The following is a 15372-nucleotide window of genomic DNA, read 5'->3' as shown; positions in this document are numbered from 1 at the left end:
GATGTCGCTGAAGGCTCTGCGCATCGTGTGGCGCGTCACCGCCCTCAACTTCCGTGCGCAGTTGGAGTACCGCACCGAGTTCTTGCTGATGGTCGCGATCGGCGCGGTCTGGCAGGTGTCGGTGATCGTGTTCGCGACGGTGCTGCTGACCCGGTTCACCGGGATGGGCGGCTGGGACAGCTCGGACGTGCTGCTGATCCCGGCGACGCGGATGCTGGCACACGGGCTTTTCGTCCTCTTCCTGGGACGGATGCACTGGGCGGGCCGGCAGATCCAGGAGGGCAGGATCGATGTCTACCTGCTCCGCCCCATGCCGGTCCACCGCCAGGTCCAGCTCGCCTACTTCCCCACCAACGCCATCGGCGACCTGACGGTCGCGGCCGGCCTGATGGTGGGCGCGCTGTCGCGCAGCGACCTCGACTGGACGGCGGGCCGCATCACGTACCTGATCGCGGCCGTGCTCGGCGGCATGCTCCTGGAGGCCGCCCTGTTCACGGTCGTGGCCTCGGCGGCGCTGCGCTTCCCGGCAGCCGACTACTGGGGCCGCTGGCTGGAGGAACTCCTCGGCACGTTCGGCAGCTACCCGCTCAACGTCCTGCCGAGGGCGGTGGGCGGCCTCCTGACGTACGGCCTCCCCCTCGCCTTCGTCGCCTACTTCCCGGCGGCCGTCCTCACCGGCCACGACACCGCCGTCCCCTACTGGCTGGCGGCGGCCTCGCCCTTGCTGGGCCTACTGGCGTACCTGGGGGCGCGCCTGTTGTGGCGGTGGGCGTTGCGGCACTACAGCGGGGTGAACGGCTGACGGCCACACCGACGCGCTTCTGCACGCCCACGTGTGACCTGATCAGAGCGCACGTGCCCGGTTCGTGATGCCGGACGTCGTCTCCGGGAGGACGACCTGGCCCGTGACGAACTCGCTCCACAGCCCGAAGCGCAGCTTCCCGTGCTTGGTCCCGGTCAGGGTCGCGAAGCTCGCCGGGCCGTGCGTGGCGCCCCAGGTCAGTTCGAAGCGGCGGGTGCCGACCCGCTGCTGCGGCGGTACGGGCGTGGGCGGGACGATCTCGTCCAGGGCCCAGCGGTAGCCGCGGTCGCGGTAGGGCTTGGTGACCTTCTCCCAGGTCAGTTCGAGGATCGTGCCGCTCGCCGGGATGACGACGAGGGCACCGCGCAGGCCGTTCGCGTGCCGGGTGTTGAAGGCGTAGACGTCCGCCGTGCCCTCCGGGTAGAGGTGGCTGGTGCCCCGGCCGACCTGGGAGCTCTCGGGGCAGGCCGCCGTACCGCCCTGCTCGATGGTGGAGCGGGCGCAGACCGGGAAGTCGTCCGGGTGGAAGCGCAGCGACTCGTCGAAGAGGAACACGAAGCGGCGGGGCGCGGCCGGCGGTCCTGCGGGCTCGGCGCGGCTCGTCCGGTCGAACGCCACGCGCACCCCGTCGCCGCCGTCGCCGGTGACGCCCACCCTCAGGAAGTCGACGTTGCGCGGTCCGGCCACGTCCGGTTCGTACGGCCGCTCGGGTCCGCCGGGCGTCGGGTCCGGCGGCGCCTTCCCACCGCCCTCGGCTCCCCAGGCCGGTCCCGCCAGCACCGCCGACAGCGCGACACCCAAGCACATCAACCGTCGTAGCACGCCCCTGCTCCCCTCACGTCCGTCCGGGATCCGCTGCCCTCATGGTCACCCGCCCGGCCCCGCGCTCCCAGGCCCTCCTGGACCCTGGGACGCCGAGACCCACCCACGGCGACAATGAACCCATGGAGCCAGTACGGGAGTTGGGTGAGTTCCTGCGGTCCCGGCGGGCGCGGATCCGCCCGGAGGACGTGGGGTTCGCCTCGGGGTCGGGGCCGCGTCGGGTGCCGGGCCTGCGCCGGGAGGAGGTCGCGCATCTGGCGGGTGTGAGCGTCGACTACTACGTACGGCTGGAGCAGGGCCGCAATCGCGGCGTCTCGGACGCGGTCCTCGGCGCGGTGGCCGACGCCCTGCGGCTGGACGCGGACGAGCGGGAGCATCTGGTCCGGCTGGCCCGGCCGGACCGCACGTCGGGGGCGCCCGGCGACCGCAGCGCACGCCCCGGGGTGCGGCAACTGCTCGACTGGATCGCGGCGCCGGCCCTCGCGGTGGGCCACCGGCTGGACGTCCTCGCCTGGAACCGCCCGGCCTGCGCGCTGATCACGGACTTTGCCGCGCTGCCGCGGGCCGAGCGCAACATGGCCCGTCTGCACCTGCTCAACGACGAGATCGGCAACCGCTATCCCGACCGCGACTTCATCGCGCAGGAGGCGGTGGGCCATCTGCGGATCGCCGCCGGACGCCATCCACGGGACGCGGAGCTGCACTGGCTCATCGCCGAACTCACCGAGAAGTCACCGGAGTTCCGTCACCACTGGGAGCGGCACGCCGTACGCACCAAGTCCTTCGGGCACAAGCGGCTGCTGCACCCCGAGGCCGGCCCGCTCACCCTCGCGTACGAGCTCACCCACTTCCCGCACGACCCCGATCTGAGCCTGCTCGTCTACACGGCGGCCCCGGACACGCCCGAAGCGGAGGCGCTCCGCGTGATGGCCAAGGCGTGACCGGGGCGGCAACCGTGTTTCAGTGGTCGGCGCAGCAGGGGGTCGGGTCCGGAACCTCGAACGGCACGAGCGTGCCGCCCACCGCGGGCATCACGGCCAGGACCAGCTCACCGTTCTGCCACTGCGGGCGTACGTGGTCCCGGGTGACGACAGCGGCTTCCGGCGCCGTTTCCCCACTGGCGCCCAGGACCGTCACGCGGTCGATCGCGGAGCGGGACAGCAGCTCCGAGATCGACAGCGTGCCGGTGAGCTCGGCCGCGCCCGGGTAGAGCACGGCGCGGCCGACCTCGTCGGGGGCGCCGTCCGTCACCTCGTAACCCTTGGCCGTCAGCCACTCCCGGGCCGTCAGCGCAGCCGCCTCCGACTCCATCGCGAAGGACAGCACGACCCGGGGCCGCTCGTCCCGGACGAGGTGCGTGCAGCCGAACGTGCCCTCGGGGAGGGCGAGTTCGGCCGCCAGCGTCAGCAGCAGGTGGTCGGCCGGGCGCAGTTCCTTCAGGCCCGCGTCGACGGTGAGGACGTACGGCGTCACGAGGGCAGGACCCACACCGGGTTGGAGTAGAACCACAGGTCCTGCCACGGGTCGGCGTCGCCCACGACGTCCAGGACCGGGCCCGCCGGGTCGACGGCCGCGCCCATCGGGCCGACGCCGGTGCGCTTGCCGTCGGTGCCGCGCAGGCGGACGTAGACCGGGCGGTCGACCCGGCCGAGGTCGTACGACAGCCGGACCGTGCCCGTCGACTTGTTGATCTCGTACGACTTGACGACCTTGGCCGTCGGCGCGGTGAACGTGTCCTTGTCCTTTACCTCGCCCGTGACATCGCCCTGGATGACGTCCACGCGGGCCAGTGTCGGGACGAAACCGGCCCAGTTGGGGCCGCCGGCCAGCGCGACGTCGACCGTCAGCGTGACCTTCGTGCCCTTGCGCACGTGCAGTGCGCCGCCCAGCGTGGCCCAGCGGCTGCCGCCGGACACGCGGACGTCGAGGCCGCTGAGCAGCTGGCCGTGGTCGACCCAGATACGGCCGGCGCGGATGCCGTCCATGACGGCGGCGTAGTTGAAGCCGTCGGCGCCGACGTGGGTGCGGCTGTAGTAGCCGGGCCAGTAGTCGCCCTGGGTGAGGTCGATCTTGCCGCCGTAGACCGGGTCCTCGTACTTGCCGTTGGCGTTGAAGTCGCTGCCCGGGCCGCGTACGGCGGTGTCGGCGTAGTTCTGGTGGGAGTCGGAGTTGGCGGTGATCCACCAGGGCTTGCCCTCGGCGAGGAGGCTGTCCCACAGGCCGCCGACGGTGGAGGTCATCCAGTCGAAGCCGCCCCAGGTGCGGTAGCTCTCCGGCGGATAGCCGGGGAAGGAGTTGGCGCTGGGGTTGTTGTCGTAGATGCCGCGCGCCCGGCCCATCCCGAGCGGCGCGGCGATGCCGCCCGCCTGGTGGCCCGGCGCGCCCTCGAAGCCGACGGCGATCTGGTGGCTCGCGGGCGTCGCGTCACGCCAGGCGCGTATCTCGTGCGGGGAGTCGACACCGCGCCGCGCCGGGTGGTTGGCGAGCATCAGCGCGTCCTTGACCTTGCGCCGCTTCACCTGGTCGGACAGGAAGGCCAGGCCCGCGATGGCGAGCGCCTCGTTGGCGGGGGTGGAGGCGGAGGCGCCCTTGACCGAGCCGTCGTAGTCGTTCTCGAACTGCTTGAGGACGGAGACCTCGTTCTTGCCGGGGTGCACGAAGACCGTGCCGTGCTCGGCGGCCGGGATGTTCCACTCCAGGCCCTGGAAGACGAGGGTGTCCTCGTACGCCTCACGGGCCTCGCGGATGTCCGGGTTGACCTTCTCGACGCCGATCTTGGCGTGGGTCGCGTTGCCGTGGTCGGTGATGACCAGCCAGTCCATGCCGTACATGGCGCCGTGGCGGACCTGGTCGACGACGCGGTACTTGCCGTCGTTGCTGTACTGGGTGTGGATGTGGTGGTCGCCGGCCAGCCACAGGAAGCCCTTGCCGCGGCGGCCGGTCGAGGGGGCGGAGGCGGCGGCCGGGGACGCCGCGAGCACGCTCGACGCGGCCAGGCCCGCGCCCAGCAGACCGGCGCGGCGCAGCAGGGAGCGGCGCGACTGCTGCTCGGGGCTCAGGGCCTCGTCGGGCACGGAGGTGTCGAAGGCGGCGGGCAGGGCCGCGTGTTCGTGGTCATGGTCGTGGTCGTGACCGTGGTGATGGTGATGCCCGTGTCCGTGGCTGTGCCCCATGTGCCCTGCCCCTCCTGATTGCCGCTGCCTTCTGCGGCCGCCTTCTTCGGCACTGCTGTGCCGCGTGAGGAGAATCGAGGCAGAAGATGAATAGTCAACGAATCGCGGGTGAGCGCCGGGCGTCCCTGACACGGCCGCTCGCCTCGGCACCGACAGTTTCCCCAACTACCCTTGTACGTAACCGAAGTTGCCATGACGCTGAGCAGCGCTGATCTTCCTCCCCGTATACCTGACGGAGACCCCCCATGAGAAGACTCATCGGCGCCCTCACCGCCGGCGCGCTGGCCGTGGCCGGACTCGTCACCGCCGCTTCGACGCCCGCGGCGGCGGCCACGACCGGCACCTTCAACGTCCTCACCTACAACATCGCGGGCCTGCCGCTCGGCCTCGGCGACAGCGACCCCGAGACCAACACCCCGCTGATCGGGCAGCGGCTCGGCGCGTACGACATCGTGAACGTCCAGGAGGACTTCAACTACCACGCGTCGCTGTACGCCAACGACAACCACCCGCACCGCACCGCGACCAGCGGCGGCGCCGGGTTCGGCGACGGCCTCAACACGCTCTCGGACCACCCCTTCGAGGACTTCCAGCGGGTGAAGTGGAACAACTGCACGGGCACGAACTGCCTGACCCCCAAGGGATTCTCGCTCGCTCGTGTCCGCCTCGCCGAGGGGGTCTTCGTCGACCTCTACAACGTCCACACCAACGCGGACGCGACGGACGACGCCCTGGCCGCCCGGCGCGCCAACATCGAGCAGCTGTCGGACTTCATCCAGGCCAACTCCGCGGGCAACGCGGTGATCGTCATGGGCGACACCAACACCCGTTACACGCGGACGGGCGACAACATCCGCACGCTCATCGCCGAGAACGGCCTCAAGGACCCGTGGGTCGACCTGGTCAAGGGCGGTACACCCCCGGCGCAGGGCAGCGAGGCGCAGGTCTGCGACGCGGCCGCCCCGACCAATGACTGCGAGGTCGTCGACAAGGTCCTCTACCGCGGCAGCGACCTCGTCGGCCTCGACGCCACCCGCTACAACAACGAGTGGGCGAAGTTCCTCCGCTCCGACGGCGAGCACCTCTCCGACCACTTCCCGCACACGGTCGACTTCTCCTACACCGTCAACCCGTCCCTGAAGGCCAGCGACTTCTTCGGCGGCCCGCACGGCACGGCGTTCAACGACGCGGACGACCTCCCGGCGGCCCCCTCGCCCCGCACGCTGACCCTGCGCGGCGCCGCCCGCCTGGACGCGGTTTCGCTCACGCACGACGGCGGTACGGTCCTGTCGCACGGCGGTACGGGCGGCACGGCGACGACGCTGACGCTGGGGTCGGGTGAGCACCTCACGTCCGTGAAGCTGACGCAGGGCCAGAAGGACGGCCGCACCCGGATCTTCTCGGCCGCGTTCACCACGGACAAGGGCCGTACGCTCACGGCCGGTACGGCGACGACCGCGACCAGGACGTTCACGGCCCCGTCCGGCTGGCAGATCGTCGGCTTCACGGGCCGCGCGGGCGACGAGATCGACAAGCTGGGGGTGCTGTACGCGCCGATCGGCTGACCTGGCCTTCGCTGTGGAGGAGTACCCCCTGGAGGTGCCCCCCGGGACTACCCCTAGGCAGTAACCTAATACCCCTAGGTCCGCAAAGGGGGTACTCCATGGCCAGAGCCGGTCTGACCACCGACCGCCTCGTCGCGGCCGCCGCCGACCTCGCCGACGAAGTCGGTTTCGACCACGTCACGCTCTCCGCGCTGGCCCGGCGCTTCGGCGTCAAGGACGCGAGCCTGTACTCACACGTCCGCAACCTCCAGGACCTGCGCACCCGCCTGGCGCTGCTGGCGGGCGGCGAGATGATCGACCGGATCGCGGCGGCGGTGGCGGGGCGGGCCGGGAAGGACGCGCTGGTCGCCTTCGCCGACGCCTACCGGGAGTACGCGCTGGCGCACCCGGGCCGGTACGCGGCCACCCAGATCCGCATCGACCAGGACCTCGTCGCCGACTCCCCCGCACTGCTCCGTACCGCCGAGATCACCTACGGCATGCTCCGCGCCTACGACCTCGAAGAACCCGACCTCACCGACGCCGTCCGTCTCCTGCGCGCCACGTTCCACGGCTACTGCGCTCTGGAGGCGGCCGGCGCCTTCGGTGCCCCACGCGACGTGCAGGCGTCATGGGACAGGGCCATCGACGCGCTGCACGTGGCGTTGGAGCACTGGCCGCACCCGGTGGGTGCGGATCGTCACTGGGCGTAGAACGTGGCGTCTGCCCGGTCGGTGGTGGTGCTCGGGGTCTGGACGTACAGCAGGTACTCGTAGTGGCGGAGGTAGCGGCCCGGGTAGTTGTACGACTCGTACGAGATGCCCGCCGAGTCGGCCAGGCCGGCCCGCCGGAAGAACGTGGCGTCGGAGGCATACTGCGCCGTGCCGTCGTTCTTCTCCAGCCACACCTCGAAGTTCTTGTGCCGCAGGTAGTGGCCGGGGAAGTTGGTGGACTCGAGGGAGACCGTGCCGCTGCCGGTCAGGCCGGGGACGACCCGGAACTGCGAGTCGGCGAGCGGGCTGACGTTCGCCTCGATCCGGGCGCGGTAGTCCCAGTGGCGGATGAACCGGTCCGCGAAGTTGTAGGACGAGAAGCGCTGCGGCGTGACCCCGTCGGGCACCGGGATGCCGAAGTCGGGCGTGCCGTCGGCCTTCCAGTACAGCTTCTGGACGCGGGTGCGGCGGTTGGGGTCGTTGAGCGGGTCGCCGGTGATGTCCTTGTAGTTGCGGTCGTGGTAGACGAGGATGTCGCTCTTGCCGTCCTCGGAGACGGTGAAGGAGTTGTGGCCCGGGCCGTACTGGCCGGTCGCGGCGTTGCTGGTGAACACGGGCGTGGAACTCTTGCTCCAGTTCGCCGCGTTGAGCAGGTCGGCGCTCGCGGAGGCGGACAGCAGGCCCAGGCAGTAGTTGCTGTCGGTGGCGCTGGCGGAGTACGACATGAAGACCTTGCCGCCGCGCTGGATCACTGCCGGGCCCTCGTTGACCTTGTAGCCGACCGTCTCCCAGGAGTAGGTGGGCCGCGACAGCATCACCGGAGTGCCGGTGATGGTCCACGGGTTGGCCATCTTCGCGAGGTAGATGTCCGTGTTGTTGCTCACGGACGGGTCGCGCTGGGCCCAGGCCAGATAGCGCACGCCGTTCACCACGAAGGTCGTGGCGTCCAGGGAGAAGCTCTCCCACTGCGTCTTGATCTGGCCCTTCTCCGTCCAGGTGGCGGTCAGTGGGTTGGCGCCGGTGCCCTCCAGGACGTACATCCGGATCGCCCACACGTCGTTGGTGGCGCCGGCGGCGAAGTAGACGTACCACTTGCCGTCGATGAAGTGGATCTCCGGCGCCCAGATGTGCGCGCCCATCACCCCGCTTGCGTGCTTGGTCCAGATGGTCACCTCCTGGGCCGTGGACAGCCCCTGGATGGTGGTCGCCCGGCGCAGCACGATGCGGTCGTACTCGGGGACGGTCGCGGTGAAGTAGTAGTAGCCGTCGGTGTGTTTGAAGATGTGCGGGTCGGCCCGCTTCTCCGCGATCGGGTTGGTGTAGGTCACGGCGGGGGACGCGGGGACAGCGGCCTGCGCGGGGGAGCCCGGTGCGACGAGGCAGGCCGCGAGGGCGACCAGCATCGCCAGGAGCAGGCGAACGGCGTTACGTCTCAAGGGAGTTCTCCAGATCCGGTCAGGTCGTCGGTACGAGGCGCCACTGCTGGCAGCTGTTGTTCAGCCACGTCCACTGCCGTACGTCGGTGCCGTTCGCGGTGCCGCAGTCGGCCGGCGAGGTGGGGTATTCGAGGCATACCAGACCACCCCTGTCCGTAATCTCGAACGTGGTTCGTGAATTCGGTCAGAAGATAGGAGGGGGGCATGCCCGCGTCAATGGTTTCGACAGATGGCCGATCTTTACCTGCCCGTGGCAGCATGATCCGACTTGATGAGCGGCACATCCCGTGTGAGCTCCCGGAACCCGACGCTGTAGTACAGCCCGCGGGTCTGGGGGTGCCCCGGCGCGCCCAGGCAGGCGACCGTCATATGAGTGGCCCCGGCCGCCCGCGCCAGATGCATTCCGTGCAGAAGCATCGCCCTTCCAAGCCCCCGACGCCGGTAGTCCGGGTGCGTCCCGACCGGCTCGAACTCGGCGGTCTTGTTCGCCTCGTCGAGCCACATGATCGTCGAGGATGCCATCGTCCCGTCCGGCGCCTCCACCAGAATGTGCAGGTCGCCGCGGTACCCCGCCGTCTGCCGGACGCCCTGGTAGCCCTCGGCCGTGTACGTCGAGGGAGCCCAGGCGTCCAGATGGGCCTGGACCGCGGCCTCCGGCCCGGCCTCGTCGGCGGTGCGGAACCGGAATCCGTCCGGCAGTACCGGCTGTTCCACGTCGGTGAGGTAACGCTCGTTGAGCTGGGTCCAGGACCCGGCGTCGCCGAGCGAGGCCGGGTCGGTCTCATAGCCGTGCGCCGCCCATCGCTGCAGGGCGAACTCATCGGCGGCGCTCGGCATCACCGTACGGTCGAGGTCCGCCGCCGTACCGTCGTACCAGTCGATCACCTCGTCGACCAGCCCGGCGTGGTCGGGATGGACCTGATACGCCAGATAGGCGCCGGTGACGTCCTTCACCGACCCGTCGCTCCGCCTCACCTGGTGCGGAAGATGGGCCCAGCTCCACGCCACCAGATCCCCGCCGGAGAACCACAACCGACGCCGCCAGCTCGCGCCGTCACTGGCGTGCCCCTTGCCCCAGTTCCAGGCCAGCTCGCCGAACGTCGCATCGCTGTTCACCAGGTCCGGGCGGCTGGCGGTGACACGCTGCGCCAGCCCCTGCATGAGCTGCACGTCCAGGGCCGTCACAGACTCGACGTTCGCCATAGTGCGCCACTGTGTCAGGCTCCCGCAAAGCCGTCGAACCGTTTTCCGGCGCCCCCGATCGCGGAAGTCAACTGCCGTAGCGCTAGCCGCTGAACGCCTGTACCTCCGCGTACGTCGGCGTCGGGCCGTTCGGCGTGTGGCCGGCTCGTACGTCGGTCAGAGCCTGCACCGCCGCTCCCAGTGCCCGTCGGTACAACAGCGAGCCGAGGCTGACGCGGCGGACGCCGAGGGCGGCGAGGTGGGGGACGGTGGGGCCGTTCGGTGAGTAGAGGATGTTGAGGGGGACATCGAGACGTTTCACCAGACCGGCGATTTCCTCGACATCACTCAGGCCCGGGACGAACACCCCGTCCGCGCCGGCCTCCTGGTACGCGTCGAGCCGCTCCAGCGTTCCCTCCCCGTCTCCCAACCAGTACGTGTCGGTCCGGGCGTTCACGAAGAGGTCGGGTACCGCTGCCTTGACCGCGGCGATCTTCGCGGCGTGCCGGGCGGTCGGCCCGAGTCCGTCCTCCAGGTTGATCCCGGCCGCTCCGACCACCGCCAGCTGCCGAGCGAACTCCCCCACCTCTTCCGGGTCCTCGCTGAAGCCCCCTTCCGCGTCGACGGACAGCAGAAAGGGTCCCGAGCCGAGTGTGAGCGCGAGCCGCAGTGTCTCGTCCCGTGTCGCCGCCGCCCCATCCGGCAGCCCGGCTGCCGCCGCTACCCCCAGGCTCGTCGTCCCGATCGCCGCATACCCCTGCGCGGCCAGCGCGTGGGCCGATGCGTGGTCCCAGGCGTTCGGCAGCAGCAGCGGCTCGTCGGCGTGGTGGAGGGTGGCGAAGGGCGTCATGGGAACACGCTAGGTCCCCGTTGCTTCGGCGTCGGCCGAACTGACGGGGCATGCGGCACCCGTACCGTGTCCGCGGGCGGCTCAGCCGTAGCGGCGCAGTTCGTGGAAGAAGTCGGCGATGACGTGCAGTTGTCCGGTGCGGGCGACCTCGTCGTAGACGTGTTTGCCGACGGCGAGGTCGAGCACGCCGAGGCCGAAGGGGGAGAACACCACCGGCCGGTCTTCCGGCAGTGGCGCGCGGCCGGTCATGACGTCGTGCAGGGTGCCGGTGAGGAAGTCCCGGTTGCCGGTGAGCTGTTCGGCCAGGTGCGGTGAGGTGTCGGCTTTGAGACAGTGCTCGACGTCGTCGACGATGTTGGCCGAGGCGAGCAGGATCTCGGGGGCGAGGTCGCGCAGCGACACGTGCAGCACCAGCGGGTTGTGGGTGAACCACGCCGGGTCGGTGACGTGCGGCCGGCCTGCGACGGTGGCGAAGACGACGAGGTCGCTGGAGCGGATCAGTTCCTCGGGGGTCTCGTGCACGGTGATCCTGCCGGTGGTGGCACGGGCGGCCTGGTCGGCTTGCAGGTAGCTGTGGAAGCCGGCCGCGTGTTCCGCGGACACGTCGTGCACGCCGATGTCGTCGAAGGACCAGCCGGTCGCGGTGAGGAAGGTGTGGATGTAGCGGGCGATCAGGCCCGTTCCGAAAAAGCCGACACGGGTCGGGCGGGTGCGGCGGCCCCGGCTGAGCCGGGTTGCCGCCGATGCGGCCATCGCGGCCGTACGAGTGGCGCTGATGATGGAGCTTTCCAGGCAGGCAAACGGATAGCCGGTGTCGTGGTCGTTGAGGATCAGCACGGCCGAGGCCCGGGGGACGCCCGCCTGCACGTTCTCGGGGAAGCTGGAGATCCATTTGAGGCCGTCCACCCGTACCTGCCCGCCGATGGAGGCGGGCAGCGCGATGATGCGGGCGCTCGGGCGGTCGGGAAAGCGCAGGAAGTACGAGGGCGGGTTGACCGACTCCCCCTCTGCGTGCAGCCGGTAGGTGGCCTCGACCAGCTCCACGATCCTCCTCTCCTGGCCCTGGAGGCTGCGTTGGACCTGGGCGCCGGGGATCACCGCGAACGGCGGCACGGTGACCGGAGGGGGCGCGGCGGTCGGCTCCGGTCGTGCGGATAGGGGTGTGGGGGAAAGGGGTGTGGGGGAAAGGGGCGTGGTCATGGGGTGCTCCTTGCGAGGGTCGGGTTCGGGTTACGGGGTGGGGTGCTGTGGTTCGGTCAGGGCTACGAGGACCTCGCGCGGTGGCTCGAAGGGCTCCCTGCTGTGTGCGGTGCGGACATTGTCGACGAGCATCAGATCGCCGGCCTGCCACGGTTCGCGGACGGTGTGGTCGGCGTAGACGGTGTTGATCAGCTCGATGACGTCCTCGCCGATCGCGTCGCCGCCGCCGAAGCGCGTGTTGAACGGCAGGGCGTCGGGGCCGTAGACCTCGATGAGGTACTCCCGCACCTCCGGCGCCAGCGTCCACTCGTTGAGGAACGCGATCTGGTTGAACCAGCAGCGTCGGCCCGTGACCGGATGGCGCACCACGGCGTGGCGGCGCTGCCGGGTCCGCAGGCCACCGTCGGGCTGCCAGGCGAACTCGATCGCGTTGGCACGGCAGTAGTCCTCGACGGCGCCGCGGTCGTCGGTGCCGAACGCCTCGGCCCAGGAGGCACCGATGTCGTCGTTGTAGGTGCGGGTGAGCAGCCAGCCCTCCTGTTCGAACCGCTGGACGAGTTCCGGCGGCAGCGCCTCAAGGACACTGGAAGCATCCGCGAGGGCGGTCGCTCCGCCCGTGGCGGGCGCGGTCAGGCAGGCGAGCAGCAGAAGGCCGGGAGGCCGGTGGGTGTAGCTGAGTTCGTGGTGCATGCACATGGGCTGGTTGGCCGGCCACACCGTGGAGGAGTACACACCGGGCGCGTAGGTGCCGCGGGGTGCGAAGGCCTCCTTGTCGGTCATCAGCTCGGGGGCCAGTCGGTGGAAGACCGCGCCGACCTGGCCGGTGTCGCTCAGGCCCAGGCCGCGGACGAGCAGGGCACCGTGTTCGGTGACGAGGCCGCGCAGGGTGGGGCGGTGCTCGGCCGCCCAGGCTGCCGCGTCGCCGGCCACGTGGGCGGGGGCGTGGAGTATCGGGGGTTTGGCCGGGTGCAGGTCCAGTTGGCCCACCTCGGGCACTGAGGCGAACACGGGCGCGGGAGTGGTGGGGAATGACATGGTTTTCGTCCCTTCCGTGAGGTTTTTCCGTGCGGTTCTTTCTGTGGCGTTGAGACAGCGATCAGGTCAAGGCCTGCGGTGCGGTGGAGTGCCGATGGGTCGCGTCGTCCAGGAACCGGGCCAGGTCGGTCAGGACGGGGTGGCGGATGACGTCCTTGAGTGACACCGCGCGGTCCAGGGTGATGGCGAGCTTCACGGCCGACAGGGAGGTGCCGCCCCGGTCGAAGAAGTTGTCCCGCCGGTCGATCCGGTCCTGCGGGATGCCGAGCACACCCGACCATGCTGCCGCCAGCCGCTGCTCGGCCGGCGTACTCGGCGCCTGGACACCCGCCTCTGCGGCCTGCAGCCGCGTGGCCAGGGCCGTCAAGGCCTTTCGGTCGACCTTGCTGTTCGCGGTGAGCGGGAGGCTCTCCCGCCAGTGGACGGCTGACGGAACCATGTACGCGGGCAGTGATGCGCCCAGCCGGTCCAGCAGGATGCCCGTCTCCAGGGGGTGCGGGGCGGTGTAGAAGGCCACCAGGTGGGTGCTGTGGTCGGGCCGTTCGGCGACCACCACGGCGCTGTCACGGACCCCGGGCACGCGCAGCAGAGTGTTCTCGATCTCGCCGATCTCGATCCGGAACCCGCGGATCTTCACCTGGCTGTCCCGGCGGCCGAGGAACTCCAGCGTGCCGTCGGGCCGCCAGCGGCCGACGTCCCCGCTGCGGTACAGGCGCATGCCCGCACGGTGGGGATCGGGCAGGTAGACCGGCCGGGTGCGCTCGGGGTCGTTGACGTAGCCGCGGCCGACGCAGACCCCGGAGAAGGCGATCACGCCGGGCGCACCGAGCGGCACGGGGTTGAGGTGCTCGTCGACGACATAGACGTGCACGTTGTTGACCGGTCGGCCCAGCGGGACCCGGTCGGTGTCCGGTACCCGGTCCATGATCGCGTGGTTGGTGTCGTCGCTGGTCTCGGTCAGCCCGTAGGCGTTGACGAGCTTGATGTGGGGCTGGGCGGTGAACCAGCGCTGGGCGAGTTCCTTCTTCAGCGCCTCACCCGTGACCGACACATGCCGCAGGTCCGGAAGTTCGCGCGGGTGCTGCTCCAGGTAGGCCAGTACGACTTCGAGGTACGAGGGGACGACCTGGAGCACGGCGACCCGGCCGTCGACGATCTTCTCGACGAACCGCTCGACGTCGAGGATCGCCTCCTGCTCGACCAGCAGGGTCCGTCCACCGACCAGGAGCGCGGAGACCAGTTGCCACAGCGAGATGTCGAAGCACTGCGGCGCGGTCTGCGCGACCACGTCCCCTTCGCCGATCTCCAGGTCGTCGATCTTGGCGTAGAGGTGGTTGAGCATGCCCGCGTGTTCGCACATCGCGCCCTTGGGCTCACCCGTGGAGCCGGAGGTGAAGTAGATGTAGGCCAGTTGGTCGGCTGCCACGTCGATATCGGGATCGGTCTCGGGGTGGTCCTCGTCGTAGGCGGTCTCGACGTGCAGCGTCCGGACGTCGGGCAGCGGGGCGAGGGCCGGCCGGAGGGTCGTGGTGGCGGCCGGTTCGGTCACCACGAGCCGGCATCCGGCACGGGTCAGCATCGCCTTGATGCGTTCAGTCGGCAGATGCGGCTCGATGGGCAGGTAGACGCCGCCGGCCTTGAACACCGCCAGGACGGCGGCCAGCCAGTCCAGGTTCCGCTCCGTCACCACCGCGACGACGCCTTCGCGGTGCAGTCCTCGGTCCCGCAGGGCTCCGGCCAGCCGGTTGGCGCGGCGGTTGAGCTCCTGGTAGGTCCACTGCCGGGTGCCGTGTTGCGCGGCGACGGCGTTCGGATGGAGCCGTACGCGTTCCTCGAACAGCTCGTGCACCCGCCGCTCCGGCAGTTCCCGGCGCGGCCCGGCCAGCCCGTCGAGCTGGAACCGCAACTCCTTAGCGGACAGCAGGCTCTGCGCCGCATGGTCGGCATCCGGGTCGGCGGCGATCAGCGCGAGCGCGGTCAGGTGATAACCGGCGACCCGGGCGGCGTAGCCACGGTCGAAGACGTCCGTGCGGTAGCGCAGCCGCAGTGTCGGCCCAGCGTCGCCGTGGTGCTCGATGCCCACCCACAGCACGGTGTTTCCGGCCGGTCCGCCCCCGGTGTCGGTGTTGTCGCTGCCCGTGGGATCGAACTCGGTTTCAAACGATGCTTCGGTCAGGCCGAGTTCGCGCCTGAGGTCGTCCACGGGGAAGTCCTGGTGGGCCAGAAGGTGCGAGACGACGTCGTGGGTGTCGTGCAGCAGGGTCCGCCACGCGCCGGCTCCGGTGGTCAGCCGGCACGGCAGCGGCCGGCCGTCGGCGGCGACGTAACCGGTGGTGACCTCGCGTTCGCCACTCAGCGTGGCCAGCACCTTCGCGTGCGCGGCCAGAACCACGCTGCTCAGCGGTATCGCCAGGTCGTCCGCCAGCCGACGCAGAGCTGTCGCGTGGCCCGCGGGCACAGGCGCCCGGTACTCGGCCAGGCCGGTGACCGGCTCCCTGGTCCAGCGCGGAAGGGGCGTGAGGCCGCTGCCGGCGGCCAGGACACCGTGCCAGAACTCTCGACGGGTGGGGGCGTTGCGTGTCATGGGGGTCTTTCCTCTGCTCGGTGGTGAGGGG

13 protein-coding genes and 1 pseudogene are annotated in these 15372 nt (G+C 70.4%); 4 read left to right on the top strand and 10 right to left on the bottom strand.

What is annotated here, in order from left to right; translation table 11 throughout:
• Position 1 precedes the first annotated feature (1 nt).
• Entirely contained in the window at positions 2-802 is an 801-nt protein-coding gene (locus tag SSP24_RS07810) for an ABC transporter permease (protein ID WP_174864619.1), read from the top strand.
• A gap of 42 nt (positions 803-844) precedes the next feature.
• Here the strand turns inward: SSP24_RS07810 and SSP24_RS07805 are convergent, their stop codons facing one another.
• Positions 845-1603: a hypothetical protein gene (locus SSP24_RS07805; protein WP_218037072.1), complete on the bottom strand. Its 759-nt coding sequence runs from the start codon at positions 1601-1603 to the stop codon at positions 845-847.
• 143 nt (positions 1604-1746) lie between these two features.
• On the opposite strand from SSP24_RS07805, the gene SSP24_RS07800 reads away from it, so the two are divergent.
• The gene (locus tag SSP24_RS07800) at positions 1747-2565 is read left to right on the top strand and encodes a helix-turn-helix transcriptional regulator (RefSeq protein ID WP_141308167.1); all 819 of its coding nucleotides are present in this window, start codon (positions 1747-1749) and stop codon (positions 2563-2565) included.
• A 19-nt stretch (positions 2566-2584) separates the two neighbouring features.
• On the opposite strand, the gene SSP24_RS07795 is transcribed toward SSP24_RS07800, so the two are convergent.
• The gene (locus tag SSP24_RS07795; protein ID WP_141308165.1) at positions 2585-3097 is read right to left on the bottom strand and encodes a hypothetical protein; all 513 of its coding nucleotides are present in this window, start codon (positions 3095-3097) and stop codon (positions 2585-2587) included.
• Positions 3094-4797: a PHP domain-containing protein gene (locus tag SSP24_RS07790; RefSeq protein ID WP_141308163.1), complete on the bottom strand. Its 1704-nt coding sequence runs from the start codon at positions 4795-4797 to the stop codon at positions 3094-3096. The genes SSP24_RS07795 and SSP24_RS07790 overlap by 4 nt, the downstream gene beginning before the upstream one ends.
• 245 nt (positions 4798-5042) lie before the next feature.
• Between SSP24_RS07790 and SSP24_RS07785 the strand changes: the two genes are divergently transcribed.
• Together SSP24_RS07785 and SSP24_RS07780 are read left to right on the top strand one after the other, a co-directional pair.
• A complete protein-coding gene (locus SSP24_RS07785; RefSeq protein ID WP_141308161.1) occupies positions 5043-6362 on the top strand; it encodes a jacalin-like lectin in 1320 nt (439 codons plus the stop codon).
• Between the two features lie 98 nt (positions 6363-6460).
• A complete protein-coding gene (locus SSP24_RS07780) occupies positions 6461-7054 on the top strand; it encodes a TetR/AcrR family transcriptional regulator (protein ID WP_141308159.1) in 594 nt (197 codons plus the stop codon).
• Here SSP24_RS07780 and SSP24_RS07775 read toward each other — a convergent pair.
• From SSP24_RS07775 to SSP24_RS07745, 7 genes and pseudogenes are all read right to left on the bottom strand, one after another.
• The gene (locus SSP24_RS07775; protein ID WP_141308273.1) at positions 7042-8457 is read right to left on the bottom strand and encodes a family 43 glycosylhydrolase; all 1416 of its coding nucleotides are present in this window, start codon (positions 8455-8457) and stop codon (positions 7042-7044) included. The genes SSP24_RS07780 and SSP24_RS07775 overlap by 13 nt on opposite strands.
• 52 nt (positions 8458-8509) lie before the next feature.
• Positions 8510-8602: pseudogene (locus tag SSP24_RS45100) on the bottom strand (hypothetical protein); the annotation flags it as partial.
• Between the two features lie 128 nt (positions 8603-8730).
• Positions 8731-9693, bottom strand: coding sequence for a GNAT family N-acetyltransferase (locus SSP24_RS07765; RefSeq protein WP_141308157.1), 963 nt, complete (start codon positions 9691-9693; stop codon positions 8731-8733).
• 82 nt (positions 9694-9775) lie between these two features.
• Positions 9776-10522 (bottom strand): isocitrate lyase/PEP mutase family protein, encoded by a 747-nt coding sequence (locus tag SSP24_RS07760; RefSeq protein WP_141308155.1) that lies wholly within the window; start codon positions 10520-10522, stop codon positions 9776-9778.
• A gap of 81 nt (positions 10523-10603) precedes the next feature.
• Positions 10604-11722 (bottom strand): 2,3-diaminopropionate biosynthesis protein SbnB, encoded by a 1119-nt coding sequence (gene sbnB / locus SSP24_RS07755; RefSeq protein ID WP_141308153.1) that lies wholly within the window; start codon positions 11720-11722, stop codon positions 10604-10606.
• Positions 11723-11752: 30 nt separating this feature from the next.
• Positions 11753-12757 carry a TauD/TfdA family dioxygenase gene (locus SSP24_RS07750; protein ID WP_141308151.1) on the bottom strand — a complete coding sequence of 335 codons (1005 nt, stop codon included), beginning with the start codon at positions 12755-12757 and terminating at the stop codon, positions 11753-11755.
• 61 nt (positions 12758-12818) lie between these two features.
• On the bottom strand, positions 12819-15341 hold the full coding sequence (locus tag SSP24_RS07745) for a non-ribosomal peptide synthetase (RefSeq protein ID WP_141308149.1): 2523 nt from the start codon (positions 15339-15341) through the stop codon (positions 12819-12821).
• Positions 15342-15372 lie beyond the last annotated feature (31 nt).

The sequence above is a fragment of the Streptomyces spinoverrucosus genome, from assembly GCF_006539505.1.
Classification (GTDB): Bacteria; Actinomycetota; Actinomycetes; order Streptomycetales; family Streptomycetaceae; genus Streptomyces; species Streptomyces spinoverrucosus.
Note: the sequence above shows the minus strand (reverse complement) of the source record. Positions and strands in the feature narration are given on the sequence as shown.

Excerpts from the sequence above, each read along its gene's own strand:
- SSP24_RS07750 (WP_141308151.1), bottom strand. The coding sequence starts at position 12,757 with ATGTCATTCCCCACCACTCCCGCGCCCGTGTTCGCCTCAGTGCCCGAG.
- SSP24_RS07785 (WP_141308161.1), top strand. The coding sequence starts at position 5,043 with ATGAGAAGACTCATCGGCGCCCTCACCGCCGGCGCGCTGGCCGTGGCC.
- SSP24_RS07810 (WP_174864619.1), top strand. The coding sequence starts at position 2 with ATGTCGCTGAAGGCTCTGCGCATCGTGTGGCGCGTCACCGCCCTCAAC.
- SSP24_RS07775 (WP_141308273.1), bottom strand. The coding sequence starts at position 8,457 with ATGCTGGTCGCCCTCGCGGCCTGCCTCGTCGCACCGGGCTCCCCCGCG.
- SSP24_RS07745 (WP_141308149.1), bottom strand. The coding sequence starts at position 15,341 with ATGACACGCAACGCCCCCACCCGTCGAGAGTTCTGGCACGGTGTCCTG.
- SSP24_RS07800 (WP_141308167.1), top strand. The coding sequence starts at position 1,747 with ATGGAGCCAGTACGGGAGTTGGGTGAGTTCCTGCGGTCCCGGCGGGCG.
- SSP24_RS07765 (WP_141308157.1), bottom strand. The coding sequence starts at position 9,693 with ATGGCGAACGTCGAGTCTGTGACGGCCCTGGACGTGCAGCTCATGCAG.
- SSP24_RS07760 (WP_141308155.1), bottom strand. The coding sequence starts at position 10,522 with ATGACGCCCTTCGCCACCCTCCACCACGCCGACGAGCCGCTGCTGCTG.
- SSP24_RS07790 (WP_141308163.1), bottom strand. The coding sequence starts at position 4,797 with ATGGGGCACAGCCACGGACACGGGCATCACCATCACCACGGTCACGAC.
- SSP24_RS07780 (WP_141308159.1), top strand. The coding sequence starts at position 6,461 with ATGGCCAGAGCCGGTCTGACCACCGACCGCCTCGTCGCGGCCGCCGCC.
- sbnB (WP_141308153.1), bottom strand. The coding sequence starts at position 11,722 with ATGACCACGCCCCTTTCCCCCACACCCCTTTCCCCCACACCCCTATCC.